This is a genomic window from Syntrophobotulus glycolicus DSM 8271 (genome assembly GCF_000190635.1).
Lineage (GTDB): Bacteria > Bacillota > Desulfitobacteriia > Desulfitobacteriales > Syntrophobotulaceae > Syntrophobotulus > Syntrophobotulus glycolicus.
The window spans coordinates 2498318-2514513 of record NC_015172.1 but is presented as its reverse complement, the minus strand read 5'-3'; the positions used below and the strand labels follow the sequence as shown (position 1 = coordinate 2514513).

Below are 16196 nucleotides of genomic sequence, written 5' to 3'. Positions count from 1 at the left end.
TACGGGGTATGCGATATGGGCAATAAAGTCTGTAATCCATTGAAAAATCTTCCTTGCGAACTTAAGCCAAGGGAGCGTTTGTACAGGATAGGACCGCAGTCTTTATCCGACGCGGAGGTCTTAGCCATTCTTTTAGGGACAGGCTCTAAAGGAGAGAATGTACTGGATTTAGCGGCAAGAATTCTGACCGAGGCCGGGGGCATTTCCTCCATGGCCGGAAAGTCGGTCCACGATTTTGAACAGATCAGAGGAATCGGACAGGCCAAGGCCGCTCAGGTTAAAGCCGCCCTGGAATTTGGCCGCAGGAGTGCTTCGTCTACTTATGGGCAAAGGCCGATTGTCAGCTCACCCGGAGATGCGTCAGCCCTCGTGATGGAGGAAATGCGTTTTTTAGACAGGGAGCACTTTAGGGTGATGCATCTCAATACGAAAAAAATGCTGCTTGGGATCAGCGAGATTTCGATAGGATCGCTCAATTCTTCTCTGGTTCATCCTAGAGAATGCTTCAAAGAAGCAATAAAAAGGAATTCACATTCTCTGATCTTGCTGCATAACCATCCAAGCGGTGATCCGTCACCAAGTCAGGAGGATCTGGAAATTACCCGGAGGCTTGATGAATGCGGCAGGATTTTGGGAATCTCTGTTCTCGACCATATCATTATCGGTGATGGAAGGTACGTCAGTTTAAAGGAACAAGGGATGATTTAATCGAAGAGGCAAAATTGATTTCTAAGGATTAAATTATTTGATCATGGTAAACTATTCAGGTATGGATATAATTACAGAATGAAAGTTGGGAGTATACTATGTTTTTTTCCAGAGATTTAGGAATTGATCTTGGTACAGCGAATACGCTTGTTCATATGAAAGGTAAAGGAATTGTTGTTCGTGAGCCTTCGGTTGTCGCTATGGATCTGCAGAGTAAGGAACCTCTGGCTGTAGGGGACAGGGCCAAGGAGATGATCGGACGTACGCCGGGAAATATCGTGGCAATCAGGCCCCTGAAAGACGGGGTCATCTCGGATTTTAATGTTACGCAAAAGATGCTGAAGTATTTTATCAACAGGGCGGTAGGGTCGCAGTTTATGTTTGCCCGGCCGCGGGTGGTTATTTGCGTGCCTTCAGGGGTAACCGCGGTTGAGGAACGGGCTGTTAAGGAAGCCGCTCTGGCCGCCGGTGCCAAAGATCCCATTATTATGGAGGAACCGATGGCCGCGTCCATTGGCGCAGGGCTTCCCGTGAGCGAGCCTACCGGAAACATGATCGTGGATATTGGCGGAGGGACAACCGAGGTCGCCGTCATCTCACTTGGAGGTATTGTCACTTCCGGTTCGATCAGGGTTGCGGGTGATGAGATGGATGAAGCCATTATCGCTTATATTAAAAAGACCTATAATTTATCCGTTGGCTATCAGTCGGCCGAAGATATCAAGAAGAAAATCGGTGCTGCCTATATGCCGGAAGAGGGGGCCGTTTATCAAATCAAAGGACGCGACCTTCTGAGCGGTTTGCCGAAAACGGTGGAGATTACAGCTGAGGAGATCGTTGAAGCTCTGAGTGAACCGGTATCGGCTATTGTAGAGTCGGTAAAGTCGTGTCTGGAAAAGACACCGCCTGAATTGGCGGCCGATATTATGGACCGCGGTATTATGATGGCGGGCGGGGGCTCCTTGCTAAAAAACCTGGACAGACTGATTGCCGATGAAACGGGCATTCCCGTTCATCTGGCTGAGGACCCGCTTTCTTGTGTAGCTATCGGGACAGGCAAGGTTTTGGATGATGAAGACGTCCTGCGTAAGATTGCCGCTTTACAGAAAAGCTAAGAGCGGAGGAATAACAGGTGGGCAATAAAATCAGTCCGATGCTGATTGGTGTGGTTACATTTGCCATTATTCTTGTGACCATCACGACAATGAGGCTAACAGGAATCGGAAGCAACTTTGCCAATCCTGTCGGAGGGGCGATGGAGGTTGTGCTTTCACCTGTGGAAAGCTTCATTTGGCGAGCCGGAAACAGTATTAAAGGGAATTTTTTCGCTATTTTTACGTTCAGCAAAGTCAAAGCGGAAAATGAAGAACTGAAAAAACAAGTCGAAAAGTTAACCGGGGACAACCTGCAGCTTAAGCAGCAGGTTCTTGCCGGTTTACGCTATCAGGAGATGGATAAGGGAAAATTTCAAAGTCCCGTTCTCGATAAATACCCCAAGATCGGGGCGAGTCTGGTTAACCGGAATCCGATGGCCTGGTATCAGACCGTAACAATCAATAGAGGGACAAAAGACGGGGTTAAAGTCAATGATCCGGTCGTTGCCAATCTGGGGCTGGTTGGGAAGGTGATTTCCGCCTCAGCCGCTTACTCGGATGTTCTCCTTATTTTGGACGGGCAGGGGGAAGCGGGGGCTTTAGTGCGTGACAGCAAAGGAAACGCAATCTTTGGGGTTGTGGAGGGAACCTATGGTAACGGTTCGAGGATAACGGCCACGGGCTCTCTGGAAATGAATGTTAAACAAGATGACGAGGTGAACCCCGGTGATCTGGTCTTAACCTCCGGATTGGGCGGTGTGTACCCTAAAGACATTCCGATAGGAGTAGTAGATAAGGTCATTCTGGACAATACGGGCTTGTTCAAAACGGCGCTGATCGAGCCTATTGTTAATTTTGATATTTTGGAAGAAGTCTATGTTGTGGATACGGCAGGAGCGAAATGATGCGTTATTTTCTGATGGCGGGTATTCTTGTTTTATGTCTCATTTTCCCCGGCACTCTGTTTTACTACCTTTCCTGGGACGGAATTAAGCCTGACCTGGCTATGCTGTGGTTAATCTATCTGGCCCTGCATCACCGGACCTCGGAGGGAGTGATTTTAGCCGCGGTTACGGGGCTTATCGTTGATCTCTACCTCGGAAGATATTTGGGCCTGTATGTATTTACGTTCATCGTTTTAGCGCTTGGGAGCAGTTACTTTCAGAAACGCTGGTACAGGGACAATATCCCCTTAACCACTGTTCTGGTTTTTTGTCTTTCCCTGATCGGGCAGGCTCTCATTGCTTTTCTGACTTCGGCGGCAGGATTGAATTGGAGCCTCGGTTATACGGCCAGGCTCATAATTTTAATCTCTTTATACAATGCTCTGCTGGTTCCCATTACTTATCCACCGGTTCACAGATCGTTTACAGCGGGCTGGCTGAAGAAACGATCAAAATATGACCTCTATTAAAAAATCGATTAGGGCGGCGGTTTGATGGAAAATAAAGAAAAAAAAGTATACAACAACAGGCTGACTGTTTTCAGTATAGTTGTCATTTTGGTGTTTTTCATTCTTGGCTTTAATCTTTGGTGGCGGCAGATTGCCAATGCCGAATATTACTCGCAGAAAGCGGAGAACAATGTGGTGAAGACCGTGACGACTTCGGCGGTCAGGGGAACAATCACCGATTCTAAGGGTGCTGTTTTGGCCAAAAGTGTACCCAAAACCACTCTGGTGATTGATTGGACGGATATGCAAAATACGAATAAGGATTGGAAAAGTGTCGTGCAAAAGCTGGCCGAGTATGTTAAGCCGTACTGGAAGTACCCTAATCAATCGGTTGAGAATATTGCCGAGGATATTTTTGTCCTGATCCGTAATCAAAACTATAAGCCGGTTACAATTATGGAGGAGGTTTCTCCTGTGCTTCAGGCGATCATTGCCGAGCATGCCAATGAATTGCCGGGTGTCAGTATTGAGGCTTTGGCGGTGAGGGTGTATCCGCAAGATCAGATAGCGGGACAGGTTTTGGGGTTTGTACGGGAGATCAGCCCGGAGGAAATCGAGCAGTTCAATAAGCAGGGGGAGGAAATTGGAGACACCTACCAATATACCCAGGGTGATCTGGTCGGTAAGATGGGTGTGGAAAAGACCTATGATTACTGGCTGAGAGGGACCCACGGCATTAACAGAGTGGGAATAGACAGCAAGGGCCGTCCGGTAGTCAAGGAAAAGGTTCAGGGCGCCCAGCCAGGGGATACGATTCAGCTGACTATCGACAGTTCTCTGCAAAAAGTTGTTGAGGACGAGATGGAAAGGGTGATTGAGAGTATCCGGCATGACTATCCCGATGCTAAGGCCGCGGCGGCGGTCGTCATTGAGGTGAATACGGGCAAGGTCTTGGCTATGGCTTCTCTGCCCTATATGAACCCTAATGACCTGACCGGTATTATTTCTGAGGAAACTACGGAAAAATATTTCCGCGCTGAAAATGCGGCGGCTTTTAACCGCGCCATAAGCGGGCTGTATGCTCCGGGCTCAACGTTTAAGATGTTAACCGGGCTGGCTGCCCTGCAAAAGGGTTTGGTTTCCCCTGATGAAACCGTGAATGATGTGATGTCCTCTTTAGGCAATCAGGATGCTCAGCTTCAGGGGGTTGAGGAATGGGGCGGAAATTATTTTAAATATGTGAATCTTTACTCGGCATTGGCTCATTCTTCCAATATTTACTTTCAGGTGATCGGCCGGCGTGTTTTTGAAAATGATCCTGAATATATTCGTACTGTTGCCCATGAGTTTGGTCTGGGTGTCAGATCAGGCATTGACCTGCCTCTGGAAGGGACGGGAACCGCTCCTTCGGCGGCTTGGAAAAAAGAGTTTTTTAAACCATACTTTGACCGCAAGCACCAGACACAGTTGGAAGAGATTGAAGAAAAGTACGCTGAATTGGAGAAGGGCGCGGCTGCGGCCGACATCCAGAAATATGAAAGAAGCAAACAGAAAGAAATTAATCAGGTTGAGCTGGAGTATAAGGACAATACCACTTATCAGGTCGAATGGAGGCTGTTTGACGCTTTCGGCAGCTCGATCGGGCAGAGCTACAATTCATATACCCTGATCCAGCTGGCGAACTATGTCGCTGCAATCGTCAACGGAGGGAAACATTACCAGCCATATGTCGTCGATAAGGTAATCAATCCATTGAGCAAAGCGGTAGTGAAGCAGAATGAGCCGACCTTGCTTAATCAGGTCTCTATTTCCCAGGAGAACCTGCAGATCATGAAAAAGGCGATGTCGGAGGTCACCAGTGGAGCCGGTACGGCAAGCGGGCTTTTCTATGATGTTCCCGAATTCAGCGGGGGAGGAAAGACCGGTACGGCTCAGATCGGATCAAAGGGCTCATATTTAGGGGATAGCTATAATGGGATGTTTGTCGCTTTTGCTCCCTATGAGAATCCGCAGATTGCTTTTGCCGGAGTGGTTGAATATGGAGGACATGGCGGAAATACGGCCGGTCTTGTCGCAAAAGCGGCGTTTAAACATTACTTTGGCTGGAAATAAGGTGGTTGAGCCGGAAAAACCGAGGAATTTGAACCTCGGTTTTTGCTTTTTATGGAAAGGAAATAGGGTGAGGCTGTAGAATTAGAGATTGACAGCAAATGGAAGAAGCAACTGCTTGAACTTATTTTGTTTTACACAGATTACAGGAAAGGTAGGCTTTATCATGGGAGAGATAATTGTGGTAACGTCCGGTAAGGGTGGGGTTGGAAAGACAACAACATCTGCAAATTTAGGAGCGGCCCTGGCTTCGGCAGGACATGGAGTAGCACTGGTAGATACGGATATAGGATTGAGAAATCTCGATGTGGTTTTAGGACTGGAAAACAGAATCGTCTATGATATTGTGGATGTGACCAGTGGTAATTGCAGGCTGAAACAAGCCCTGATCAAAGATAAGAGGTTTGAAAACTTGTATTTGCTTCCTGCGGCTCAGACAAAAGACAAAACGGCGGTAAATCCCGCCGAGATGAAAAAACTGTGTGAGGAATTAAGGCAGGAATTTGATTATACAATCATTGATTGTCCGGCAGGAATAGAGCAGGGCTTTTACAATGCCATCGCAGGGGCCGATAAGGCCGTAGTTGTGACGACACCGGAGGTGAGTGCCGTCAGGGATGCGGATAGAATCATAGGGCTTTTGGAAAGCGCTGAGCTTCATGATTCGCGTTTGATTGTAAACAGGATGAGGCCGCGAATGGTCAAACAGGGCAATATGATGGATATCGATGATGTTGTTGATATTCTGGCCGTTGATCTGTTGGGGGTAGTCCCGGAAGACGATAAGATTGTCATTTCGACAAATAAAGGGGAGCCGGCAGTAATGGATTTTAATTCAGATGCGGGGGAAGCGTTTCGCAGAATCGCACAAAGGATCAAGGGCGAGCAGGTTCCATTGCTGAATCTTGATGTGTCCGGCGGCCTGATTGATAAGTTTAAAAAAATTATTGGCATGCGCTGAAGGCCTAACATTGGAAGGAGGTATTCACCTTGTGGGAATTCATATATCGTGTGCTGGGCAAAGATAGTACCGGGGGCAGCCGGCATTTTGCCAAAGAGCGCCTGAGATTAGTGTTGGTCCATGACAGAGCAACGATTTCCCCGTATCTGATGAACAAGCTGAAAGAGGACCTCATTACGGTAATCAAAAACTACATGATCATTGATGAAGCGGAAATGGAAGTCCATCTCGATGAAGATGATAAGGAGGTAGCCTTAATTGCCACGATTCCGGTGAAACAAATCCGCAGAGATTATCATGAACAGGTTCAGGCAAGTTTATAAAAACCTTTTCAGCAAAATCGGAAAGCAAACCTGGCCGGAAATGTCAGGTTTGTTTTTTTGTGTTTATCAGGTAAAATAGAGATAAACATAGATCCAAGCATGGACATTGAGAATTGATCATGATCGTGGCAGTTTTGTCTGTTTATTTGAGCTATTTTACACCAAAAGATGTTCATCAGCTGATCAAGTCGGAGTAGGATGATTATATGCGTTTTAAGATTGATCCAAGAAATTTCCGGGGAATAGATCCGGTGATGGTAGGAGTCCTTTTGATCCTGCTTATTGCCAGCCTGTTCATTCTCAGTACCGCCTCGATAAATGTCATGTCGTCTGACCCCTATCACTATGTGAAAACCCAGACGATTTGGATTATAACCGGGCTGGTCATTGTTGTCGTTGCCGCACTGTTCGATTATACAAACCTGCAGAAGGTGAACTGGTGGATTTACGGCGGCATGCTGGTATTGCTGGCTCTGGTATTTGTCATAGGAGAATCGGCGAAAGGCGCTCAACGCTGGATCCCGGTTACGGAGAATTATGGCATTCAGCCTTCGGAGCTGGCAAAGGTCATGATTATCGTGACATTCGCTGATTTCCTGTCTAAACGCAAAGGGCGGCTGAATACTTTCCGGGAATTCATTCCAGCCTTTTTGTTTGTGCTGCCTCCCATGCTGTTAATCTTTGTTCAGCCCGATCTGGGCACCGCTCTGGTTTTCGGCGCGATTTTTGTGGGGATGATGTTTGTTGCCGGTGCTCATCCTTTGAAGTTTGGCGGGCTGATTCTCGCTGTGTTTTTGATCGCTGTCTGTTCTATTTATTTTCATGTGGCGAAAGATTTGCCGGGGCCGTTGAGTTATTTGGAGGGTATGCCGATTCCTCTGGAGAACTATCAATTAGAGAGGCTCTTGGTTTTTATCAATCCTGAGAAGAGTGTTTCTGATGATGCCTATCATGTTACCCAGTCGATCTATGCCATTGGTTCGGGCGGGTTTTGGGGAAAAGGGTATAGGTTAGGTACCCAGGGACAGCTGAATATCCTGCCTGAGCACCATACGGATTTTATCTTCGCGATTATTGGCGAAGAATTCGGTTTTATCGGGACCTCCAGCCTGATTTTGGCCTACTGTATCTTATTGCTGCGCTGCATCACGATTGCCACCAAGTCCAAGGACACTTATGGCGTGCTGATTATTACCGGGGTCGTATCCATGATCACCTTTCATATTTTAGTCAACATTGGGATGACCTCCGGGATTATGCCGGTTACAGGAGTTCCCCTGCCTTTTATCAGCTCGGGCGGAAGCTTCATGTGGGCCAATATGGCAGCAATCGGTTTGGTGATCAGTGTAGGCCTGAGGGGAGAAAAGATGATGTTTTAAGCTTCTTTTGAAAAAAAGGATTTCTTCTTGCGGGATATCTTGCCATGAACAGTGAAAAGCTGTTCTTTTTTATGTTATCGGGCATATCATTTATCAGGTTGTCTTAAGATCATGTCAGGCAATTTGAGGAGTGAAGAAAATGAACCCGCTGGAAAGATGGGATGATTGGGAATGGGAAAAAGCAGCTCATGAAATCGGCAAAACCCACAGGGACAATTCCGGCTTCTTCGAACCGGAAAATTTGTTCAAAAAGAGTTCTTTCCAAACAAAAAAACGAGGCAAAAAAGATATTTTGGTCAATTGGTCCGGCAGTCAAAAGAGAGTCCTGCTTTCTGCCCTGTTATTTCTAACAGTAATATTCAGCTCCAATGGCACCGATCTGATTTCCAGGTCGGTCTACAGTGCCTATGAGACCGCCATGGAAAGCGGCAATGTGTATTCCTCTCTCAATAATATGGCAAGAGATGCCGTAGGCCTCAGTCCGGCAGAAAGCATTCAAGTGAATAAGGCCGTAAACCAGCAATTTTATCCGCCGGTAGCGGGTGTGATCAAGGTGGAATTTCAGGGATTAGGTTATGATAATCAAAAGAGCAAGGGGATAGAAATTCAGAGCTCTTTAGGCACCGTAGTTCTCTGTCCTCATGAGGGGATCGTCGTGGACATTGAGAACAACAGTCTGAGCGGGAATACGGTGTATATCAATTTCGGAGAAGGCTGGATCGGGGTATTGGGCAATTTAGGCGATGTAGCGGTCAGGAAAGGGGACCCTGTATCATCAGGCAAAAAAATCGGGACTGTCGGGGTGTCCGCTCCCAGGAAACAGCCCTGGCTTTATTTTGAACTGAGCAAAGACGGCAAGGCTGTCAATCCTGTTCCATACCTCATCCAAAATTAAGAATAAGAGTAGGGACTGCCGGATGATGAAGAAAGCCTGGAAAAATAGCGTTTTGTCTAGAGGAATCGAGATCGGGGGGATTTCCTTCAAGGTGCATCCTTCTTTTCTGGTGCTGATGCTGATTTGTGCGATATTAGGGATGGCCGCAAAGGTCCTTCTCATCTTTATACTGGTTTTGCTTCATGATACCATGCATATTCTTGCGGCAAAAGGATATGGGATTAAGGTTCAGGGGGTCATCCTTTATCCGTATGGGGGAACGGCGGTGATGGAAAATACGTTTGAAGGGCGCAAGCTTGAAGAGGCAGTGATCGCCCTGGCCGGCCCCGCTCTCAATATCGCTCTGTTCATTGCGGGTCAGGCTTTGAGGATGAACGGTATTTTTGAAGGCAGATGGGCTTTGGAATTTGTACAAATTAATTTATGGCTGGGATTATTTAATCTGATTCCTGTGCTGCCGCTGGATGGAGGAAGAATGGTCAGGGCTTTTCTGGCGGATCGGTTCGGCTTTGTCAGGATCAGCAAAGGACTGGCCTATATGGGGAAGGTTCTCGGCGGGGTCATGATTTTCATGGGTTTTTATTTACAGGCCCGGTTTTTCTATTTTTTTAATCCGTATACCATTATCGTGCTGGGATTTTTCTTTTGGATCGGCAGCAATAGGGAATTGGCCAATGCCAGGATCGTTTTTCTGAAAAATCTTTGCAGAAAAAAAGAACAGCTTCTCAGCAGGGGATTAATGCGAAGCAGGTGCCTGACGGTGAACAAGTCGACACCCATAGCCGCCATTATTGATGAGCTGAATATGGATTCCTACAGCCTGATCAGTGTCATAGGCTCAAAGGACAGGGTGGAAAGGACCTTGAGCGAGACTCAGGTCATGCAGGGGATGCTGGAGAAGGGATGGAAATGTTCGGTCGGTGAGTTGCTGTAAATTGCTCTACTCGATAACGGTGTGCTATAATTTTCCTTGCGATATTGGATAGTATAAGTCATTTTAGCTGGGAGGAAATCCGGAAAGCATGGAAAACAACAGCACACAGATAAGGAACCGGATCGAGCGGATACTGCCTAAAGTAACCAAACCGGGCCGTTATGTCGGCGGTGAATGGAATATGCGGCTCAAGGACTGGGACAAAGCCGATCTGAGGATGGTCTTTGCCTTTCCCGACGTTTATGAAGTAGGAATGTCCAACCTGGCCTTGAGAATATTATACGGCTTAGTGAATTCCGGCGAAAAATTTTTATGTGAAAGGGCTTTTGCTCCGTGGCCCGATATGGAAGGCTTGATGAGAGAGGAAGGGATTCCTCTCTATTCCTTGGAGTCCTTTCATCCCCTGAAGGAATTTGATGTGATCGGGTTTACTTTGCAATATGAGCTGAGCTATACAAATATTTTAAATATGCTGGAATTAAGCGGGATCGCATTGCGCAGTGAGCAAAGAACGGACGGGGATCCCTGGATCGTCGGCGGAGGTCCCTGTTGTTACAATCCTGAGCCGATAGCACCCTTCTTTGATCTCTTTGTTTTAGGGGAAGGAGAGGACGTTCTGCCCAGGCTCCTGGAGGTATTTTCTCAGGGGAAAGCCGGAGGGCATTCCCGCAGGGAGATATTACAGGAGGCGGCACAGCTGCAAGGTGTATATGTCCCTGGATTTTATTCTGTTGACTATCATGAAAACGGAACGATCAAAAAAATCCAGCCCAGCTCCGGGGCTCCGGCTACGGTGACCAAGGCGGTTGTTCAGGATTTCAGTTCGGCCTATTTCCCGGTGGATTGTATCGTTCCCTATACGGAGGCGGTTCATGACAGGGTTATGCTGGAGGTGATGAGAGGATGTACCAGGGGCTGCCGATTTTGCCAGGCCGGGATGATCTCCCGTCCGGTCAGGGAAAGGGATCCAGAGCTCCTCTTGCAACAAGCTCTGGCCTCGATAGACAAGACCGGCTATGAAGAAATTTCTCTGGTATCCTTATCCACAAGCGACTATTCAGGGGTTAAAAACCTTCTCGGGCAAATGATGGACAGGCTTCAGGATCAGGGGGTAAGTGTGTCCTTGCCCTCACTGAGGCTGGATTCTTTCGATCCTGATCTGGCCAGGGAAGTACAAAAGGTCCGGAAATCCGGTCTGACCTTTGCTCCGGAGGCAGGCACACAAAGGCTGCGGGATGTGATCAATAAAGGGGTGACGGAGGAGGACCTGCTGAAGACTGCGGAGGCGGCTTTCAAGGGCGGTTGGAGCAGCATTAAGCTCTATTATATGATCGGGCTTCCCACTGAAACGGATGAGGATCTGGACGGGATCGTTGAGCAGGCGCGTAAGGTTTTGGAAACAGGAAAAAAAGCCGGGTGCAGAAAGGCCAAAGTGACGATTTCCACCAGTTCGTTTGTACCGAAGGCCCAGACACCCTTTCAATGGGAGGGACAGGACCGGCCGGAAGGATTAAGGGAAAAACAGGAGTATTTAAAAAAGAAACTCAAAGATGCCAGAATAAAATATCTGTATCATGATGTGCAGGCAAGCCTTTTAGAAGCGATTCTGGCCAGAGGAGACAGGAAAATTGCCGCTCTGCTGGAAAGGGCTGTGCAAAAGGGCTGCAAATTTGACGGATGGTCGGAATATTTAAACTTTGAGCAATGGCAGGAAAGTATGAATGAATTAGGAATAGATATACCGTTCTATGCGAACCGCCGGTTTTCCACAGATGAAATTCTGCCCTGGAAGCATTTGCGTTGTGGTGTAAGCGAAAGGTACCTGCAGAAGGAGTATCAAAAAGCTCTGGCCGGTATTTCGACTCCCGACTGCCGGAAAGGATGTACCGGATGCGGTGTCTGTCCTGATTTGGCTGATTCCGGCAGGCTTAAGGGAAATAGGGGAGGTTCTGATGAGACTAAGAATGGCTTATGCCAAAAAGAATCAGACTAAATATATCGCCCACCTTGATTTGACGAGAGTTTTTGACAGGGCTTTGCGCCGGGCAGGGATAAAAGCAGCTTATTCGGAAGGGTTTAACCCTCACCCTAAAATTGCTTTCGGGGCGCCGTTGCCTGTTGGGGTTGAGGGAGAAAGAGAGTATGTGGATATTGAGATCAGGGAAGACCTGATGGCGGAACAAGATCCCGCGGCAATCATCAAATTATTGCAGGAGCAGCTGCCCGCCGGTATCCGGATCATAGAAGGAGCAATGATGCCGGCTCATCCCAAAGCTTTAATGGCAGTAATCAATGTGGCCAGATATCAGGTTGAAGTTCCTTTCCTGAGAGAGCTGGGAAGGGAGGAGATCGAGCTGTTTTTGGACCGTTGGCTGGCAAGAGGTACGGTTCTGCATAAGCGCAGACAAAGGGACAAGATTGTTGAAAAAGATATCCGCCACTATGTATTAGCCGCCCGGGTGCTTGAAGCAGCCGGTAATGCTTGTACTCTGCGGCTGGAGATGAAAATAGGCAATGAGGGAACGGCCCGGCCGGGAGATATTCTGGACAGCTTGGTTTTGCTGGAGGAATTCCCCATAGACCGGGATGGGGTAATGACGGTCAGGGAGGGACTTTTTGTGCGAAAAGAAGAAATTTTGCTTACCCCGATTGAGGATGCCCTTCAGGCCGGCCGGAAGGAATGCCCGGATTGTAGTGATTGGTCGAAAAATCAAGCTTAATGTCCGATTAGGTGGGATATTGAAGTGAAGTGTTGACACTATGCAGTCAGAGGTGCTAAAATTACTCGATGTGGTGGCTTCTTACCACAACCGCTCTCGATGGGTAAATCAAACGGATCCCTGACAGGATCGACCTGCACAGAGGCGAGTATGGGTGAAGGAGGTGTAATGAAAATGTATGCAATAATCGAATCTGGTGGAAAACAATACAAAGTTCAGGAAGGCTCGGCGATCAATGTTGAGAAGCTGGATGCTGAAGTTGGAACCACAGTTGAGATATCCAAGGTCTTGCTTGTCGGCAACGACGGCAAGGTGACCGTGGGGACACCTGTTGTTGAGGGTTCCAAGGTTGTAGCCAAAATACTTGAGCATGGCAAAGCGAAAAAAGTAATCGCATTCCGCTATAAGCCCAAAAAACACGTCAGAGTCAAAAAAGGGCATCGTCAGCCTTATACAAAAATCGCGATCGAATCCATCAGCATTTAAATTTTTTTTATAGAGCATAGGATGACAAACGTCTTTGTTTAAGAAGACGATTTACGGAGGTGATTTTAATGGCTCATAAAAAGGGAATGGGAAGTACCAGAAACGGACGGGACAGTGAATCCCAACGTCTTGGTGTGAAACGGGCCGACGGACAATTCGTCACGGCGGGCAACATTTTGGTCAGACAACGCGGGACCAAGATCCACCCCGGCAAGAACTGTGGAATCGGGTCTGATGACACTCTTTTTGCACTTGCCGACGGCTATGTTAAGTTTGAACGCAAGGATAAGTTCCGAAAGCAAGTAAGTGTTTATTCGGAGAATCCCGTTGCTCAGGTTCAATAATTTTTGCAGCTTACCCCTGGGTTTCACCCGGGGGTTTATTTGTTTATGTATGAAAAGGAGAATTGCGATGTCTGAACTGGAAGAAAATATTTTATTAGAGCAGCTGGACTGCTTTCAAGTTCAACGGCATGATTTTTTGAATAATTTCCAGGTCATTCGTGGCTATCTTCAGTTGAACATGCCTGAAAAAGCGATAGAATATATGAATACTGTCGTTAAAGAACTTGAGCCGCAACAGGAAGCCTATAAAATCCCGGACAAGCATTTTCAAGCCTTGCTTCTGGGCTGGCTTTTTGGGCTGCGCTTCAAGGGAGTAAAGACCAGCTTTGTTTTGAGGTATGACAGGCAAGTCAACAGGGCGGATAACTGGCAAAGGTATGCTGAAAAGTTTCATGGATATACTAAAGAATGCCTGAGCCGGATTCTTCCTGATGAGAATCTGGAGGAAAGCAATGCGGCTATTGTGCTGACTGCTCAGGATAATGGTTTTACCTGCCGGTTTGATTTTTTTAAGAAGCAGGAGCTGCTATTTTCTTCCGACTTTCAGGGAAATCATATCTAAATTGACATCCGTGTAGGATAACAATAGATTCAGGAGAAGACACTGCATGTTTTATGATCAAGCTAAAATATTTGTAAAAGCCGGTGACGGGGGATCCGGTATTGTTTCTTTCCGCAGGGAGAAGTATGTCCCGATGGGAGGTCCTGACGGCGGGGACGGGGGACGGGGAGGCAGCATTATTTTTCAAGCGGACGAAGGGCTGCGGACCCTTGTGGATTTCCGTTACAGACGCCATTATAAGGGAGACAGGGGCCAGCATGGTCAAGGAAAGAACATGCACGGCAGGGGGGCGGAGAATTTTACCCTGAGGGTTCCTGTAGGCACTGTGGTCAAAGACGAAGAGAGTGGGGAGATCCTGGCCGATTTGACGAAACACGGCCAAAGTGAAATTGTGGCTAAGGGCGGGCGGGGCGGCAGAGGCAATGCCCGTTTTATGAGCAATACCAATAAAGCGCCGACCATTGCCGAAAAGGGAGAGCCCGGTCAGGAAAAATGCCTGATTCTGGAGCTTAAGCTCCTAGCGGATGTAGGACTGGTTGGATTCCCCAATGTCGGAAAATCGACTCTTATCTCCCGAGTATCGTCGGCCAAACCTAAAATTGCCGATTATCATTTTACGACACTTGTCCCTAACCTGGGAATGGTAAACATTGACGAGACCGGCTTTGTCATGGCCGATATCCCGGGACTGATCGAGGGGGCCCATTCCGGGGCCGGCTTGGGACACGAGTTTCTCCGCCATGTGGAACGGACCAGAGTTCTGGTTCATGTTTTAGATATATCCGGCTCGGAGGATCGTGATCCTGTCGAAGATTTTGTGAAGATTAACAAAGAATTAAATCTTTACAGTCAGACATTGGCGACAAGACCAATGCTGGTTGCCGCTAATAAAACCGATCTCAGCGGGGCGGAAGGGAATCTGGCAAAGCTCAGAGAGACGATTGGCGGCAGTTATGAGATTTTCCCAATCTCAGCGGTAACAGGAGAAGGGGTGGAAAAGCTTTTGCACAGGATCGCGGAAATTCTGCCTGGGGCCGTACCTCTGGAATTTACAGCCGCTCTTGATGAGCACAGGATAGTCCGACCGGAAGAAAACCAGCGTTTCTCTGTGGAGAGGGACCAAAACGGAATCTTTATTGTCAAGGGCAAAGAAGTGGAAAAACATGCCGCCATGTCCTATCTGGACACGGAAGACGGGCTGAGGCGCTTCCAAAAAATTCTTAAGACGATGGGAATCGACGATGCCTTAATCAAAAAAGGGATCAAAGAAAAAGACAAGGTCCTAATTGGTCATTTGGAACTTGAATGGTCGGAGGGAATATAAGTATGCTGACGGGAAAACAGAAGAGGCATTTGCGTTCCTTGGGCAATCAGATCACTCCAATTTTGTTGGTCGGCAAGGAAGAAATCACAGACAATCTGCGCAGGCAGGTTACTGATGCTCTGGAAGCGCGGGAATTGATCAAAGGAAGAGTACTCCAGAACTGTGCGCAGATTCCCGAAAATATTGCAGGGCAGCTGGCTGAAGATGCCGGAGCAGAGCTTGTACAGGTCATTGGCAGGAATTTTCTCCTTTATAAAAGGTCAAAAGACAAACCGAAAATTGAGCTTTCTTAACTGTATTAGCCAAAGGGGAAAGAGATGGAAACAGAAATTATTGAAGCAATAGCAGGCGGAAAACATTTGGGCATTATGGGCGGAACTTTTGACCCGATCCACTATGGGCATCTGGTTGCCGCTGAAACGGCGAGAACGGTGTTCGGGCTTGACAATGTTTTGTTTATTCCAACGGGGATACCCCCGCATAAAAATCATTGTCCGGTGACAGACCCTAACCTGCGTTATGAAATGGTCAGACTCTCCATCAGGGATAACTCCTATTTTAAGGTTTCCCGTTTGGAGATAGAAAGGGATGGCCCTACGTATACAATAGATACTCTGCGTACGCTCAAGGGATTGTTTCCGCAGCAGGAGCTCTACTTCATCACCGGATCCGATGTTTTGGAAGACATTCTTGCCTGGCGTGAGCCAAATGAAATCATCAGACTGGCAAGAATCATCGGAGCTTCAAGGCCTGGATACGACGCGGGGGATTCTCTAAAAAGGATTTATGATCTTTATCCTGAAGTAAAAGGGAGGATTACGGAGCTGGAGATTCCTGCTCTGGCAATATCTTCCACGGATATTCGAATCAAGGTAAAAAATCAAAGGTCCATACGCTATCTCCTGCCTGAAGAAGTACGGTTATATATAAAAAATAACCATTTATATGAAAAAAAATAAAAAAT

18 protein-coding genes are annotated in these 16196 nt (G+C 47.4%); all 18 read left to right on the top strand.

All coding sequences use genetic code 11. The features are described from left to right. Positions 1 to 15 precede the first annotated feature (15 nt). The 18 genes from radC to nadD all read left to right on the top strand — a co-directional run bounded on the left by radC (position 16) and on the right by nadD (position 16191). The gene (gene radC / locus SGLY_RS12420; RefSeq protein ID WP_013625623.1) at positions 16 to 708 is read left to right on the top strand and encodes a RadC family protein; all 693 of its coding nucleotides are present in this window, start codon (positions 16 to 18) and stop codon (positions 706 to 708) included. 98 nt (positions 709 to 806) lie between these two features. Then, complete coding sequence (locus tag SGLY_RS12415; RefSeq protein ID WP_013625622.1) at positions 807 to 1823, top strand: rod shape-determining protein; 1017 nt, start codon at positions 807 to 809, stop codon at positions 1821 to 1823. Positions 1824 to 1840: 17 nt separating this feature from the next. Further along, a complete protein-coding gene (gene mreC / locus SGLY_RS12410) occupies positions 1841 to 2707 on the top strand; it encodes a rod shape-determining protein MreC (RefSeq protein WP_013625621.1) in 867 nt (288 codons plus the stop codon). Continuing rightward, positions 2704 to 3216, top strand: coding sequence for a rod shape-determining protein MreD (gene mreD / locus SGLY_RS12405; RefSeq protein WP_041444799.1), 513 nt, complete (start codon positions 2704 to 2706; stop codon positions 3214 to 3216). Before mreC ends, mreD begins: the two co-directional genes overlap by 4 nt. A gap of 24 nt (positions 3217 to 3240) precedes the next feature. Beyond that, positions 3241 to 5307 carry a penicillin-binding protein 2 gene (gene mrdA / locus SGLY_RS12400; RefSeq protein WP_013625619.1) on the top strand — a complete coding sequence of 689 codons (2067 nt, stop codon included), beginning with the start codon at positions 3241 to 3243 and terminating at the stop codon, positions 5305 to 5307. Positions 5308 to 5470: 163 nt separating this feature from the next. After that, positions 5471 to 6265, top strand: a complete 795-nt coding sequence (minD, locus tag SGLY_RS12395) for a septum site-determining protein MinD (protein ID WP_041445395.1) — start codon at positions 5471 to 5473, stop codon at positions 6263 to 6265. 29 nt (positions 6266 to 6294) lie between these two features. Beyond that, entirely contained in the window at positions 6295 to 6588 is a 294-nt protein-coding gene (gene minE, locus SGLY_RS12390) for a cell division topological specificity factor MinE (protein ID WP_013625617.1), read from the top strand. Positions 6589 to 6794: 206 nt separating this feature from the next. Further along, the gene (gene rodA / locus SGLY_RS12385) at positions 6795 to 7967 is read left to right on the top strand and encodes a rod shape-determining protein RodA (RefSeq protein WP_013625616.1); all 1173 of its coding nucleotides are present in this window, start codon (positions 6795 to 6797) and stop codon (positions 7965 to 7967) included. 139 nt (positions 7968 to 8106) lie between these two features. After that, a complete protein-coding gene (locus tag SGLY_RS12380) occupies positions 8107 to 8862 on the top strand; it encodes a murein hydrolase activator EnvC family protein (RefSeq protein ID WP_013625615.1) in 756 nt (251 codons plus the stop codon). A 22-nt stretch (positions 8863 to 8884) separates the two neighbouring features. After that, a complete protein-coding gene (locus SGLY_RS12375) occupies positions 8885 to 9796 on the top strand; it encodes a M50 family metallopeptidase (RefSeq protein ID WP_013625614.1) in 912 nt (303 codons plus the stop codon). An 88-nt stretch (positions 9797 to 9884) separates the two neighbouring features. After that, complete coding sequence (locus SGLY_RS12370) at positions 9885 to 11789, top strand: TIGR03960 family B12-binding radical SAM protein (RefSeq protein WP_013625613.1); 1905 nt, start codon at positions 9885 to 9887, stop codon at positions 11787 to 11789. Beyond that, complete coding sequence (locus SGLY_RS12365; RefSeq protein ID WP_013625612.1) at positions 11749 to 12516, top strand: TIGR03936 family radical SAM-associated protein; 768 nt, start codon at positions 11749 to 11751, stop codon at positions 12514 to 12516. The genes SGLY_RS12370 and SGLY_RS12365 overlap by 41 nt, the downstream gene beginning before the upstream one ends. 174 nt (positions 12517 to 12690) lie before the next feature. After that, positions 12691 to 13002 carry a 50S ribosomal protein L21 gene (gene rplU, locus SGLY_RS12360; RefSeq protein WP_013625611.1) on the top strand — a complete coding sequence of 104 codons (312 nt, stop codon included), beginning with the start codon at positions 12691 to 12693 and terminating at the stop codon, positions 13000 to 13002. A 68-nt stretch (positions 13003 to 13070) separates the two neighbouring features. Continuing rightward, positions 13071 to 13346 (top strand): 50S ribosomal protein L27, encoded by a 276-nt coding sequence (gene rpmA / locus SGLY_RS12355; RefSeq protein ID WP_013625610.1) that lies wholly within the window; start codon positions 13071 to 13073, stop codon positions 13344 to 13346. 67 nt (positions 13347 to 13413) lie between these two features. Next, positions 13414 to 13908, top strand: coding sequence for a Spo0B domain-containing protein (locus SGLY_RS12350; RefSeq protein WP_013625609.1), 495 nt, complete (start codon positions 13414 to 13416; stop codon positions 13906 to 13908). Between the two features lie 46 nt (positions 13909 to 13954). After that, positions 13955 to 15232 (top strand): GTPase ObgE, encoded by a 1278-nt coding sequence (obgE, locus tag SGLY_RS12345; RefSeq protein ID WP_013625608.1) that lies wholly within the window; start codon positions 13955 to 13957, stop codon positions 15230 to 15232. A gap of 2 nt (positions 15233 to 15234) precedes the next feature. Next, positions 15235 to 15525, top strand: a complete 291-nt coding sequence (gene yhbY, locus SGLY_RS12340) for a ribosome assembly RNA-binding protein YhbY (RefSeq protein WP_013625607.1) — start codon at positions 15235 to 15237, stop codon at positions 15523 to 15525. A gap of 24 nt (positions 15526 to 15549) precedes the next feature. Continuing rightward, positions 15550 to 16191, top strand: coding sequence for a nicotinate-nucleotide adenylyltransferase (gene nadD / locus SGLY_RS12335; RefSeq protein WP_013625606.1), 642 nt, complete (start codon positions 15550 to 15552; stop codon positions 16189 to 16191). Positions 16192 to 16196: the final 5 nt, after the last annotated feature.

What these genes read in the sequence shown, in the direction of transcription:
- radC (WP_013625623.1), top strand. Translation starts at nt 16, where the DNA reads ATGGGCAATAAAGTCTGTAATCCATTGAAAAATCTTCCTTGCGAACTT.
- SGLY_RS12415 (WP_013625622.1), top strand. Translation starts at nt 807, where the DNA reads ATGTTTTTTTCCAGAGATTTAGGAATTGATCTTGGTACAGCGAATACG.
- mreD (WP_041444799.1), top strand. Translation starts at nt 2,704, where the DNA reads ATGATGCGTTATTTTCTGATGGCGGGTATTCTTGTTTTATGTCTCATT.
- mrdA (WP_013625619.1), top strand. Translation starts at nt 3,241, where the DNA reads ATGGAAAATAAAGAAAAAAAAGTATACAACAACAGGCTGACTGTTTTC.
- minD (WP_041445395.1), top strand. Translation starts at nt 5,471, where the DNA reads ATGGGAGAGATAATTGTGGTAACGTCCGGTAAGGGTGGGGTTGGAAAG.
- rodA (WP_013625616.1), top strand. Translation starts at nt 6,795, where the DNA reads ATGCGTTTTAAGATTGATCCAAGAAATTTCCGGGGAATAGATCCGGTG.
- SGLY_RS12380 (WP_013625615.1), top strand. Translation starts at nt 8,107, where the DNA reads ATGAACCCGCTGGAAAGATGGGATGATTGGGAATGGGAAAAAGCAGCT.
- SGLY_RS12375 (WP_013625614.1), top strand. Translation starts at nt 8,885, where the DNA reads ATGATGAAGAAAGCCTGGAAAAATAGCGTTTTGTCTAGAGGAATCGAG.
- SGLY_RS12370 (WP_013625613.1), top strand. Translation starts at nt 9,885, where the DNA reads ATGGAAAACAACAGCACACAGATAAGGAACCGGATCGAGCGGATACTG.
- SGLY_RS12365 (WP_013625612.1), top strand. Translation starts at nt 11,749, where the DNA reads ATGAGACTAAGAATGGCTTATGCCAAAAAGAATCAGACTAAATATATC.
- rplU (WP_013625611.1), top strand. Translation starts at nt 12,691, where the DNA reads ATGTATGCAATAATCGAATCTGGTGGAAAACAATACAAAGTTCAGGAA.
- rpmA (WP_013625610.1), top strand. Translation starts at nt 13,071, where the DNA reads ATGGCTCATAAAAAGGGAATGGGAAGTACCAGAAACGGACGGGACAGT.
- SGLY_RS12350 (WP_013625609.1), top strand. Translation starts at nt 13,414, where the DNA reads ATGTCTGAACTGGAAGAAAATATTTTATTAGAGCAGCTGGACTGCTTT.
- obgE (WP_013625608.1), top strand. Translation starts at nt 13,955, where the DNA reads ATGTTTTATGATCAAGCTAAAATATTTGTAAAAGCCGGTGACGGGGGA.
- yhbY (WP_013625607.1), top strand. Translation starts at nt 15,235, where the DNA reads ATGCTGACGGGAAAACAGAAGAGGCATTTGCGTTCCTTGGGCAATCAG.
- nadD (WP_013625606.1), top strand. Translation starts at nt 15,550, where the DNA reads ATGGAAACAGAAATTATTGAAGCAATAGCAGGCGGAAAACATTTGGGC.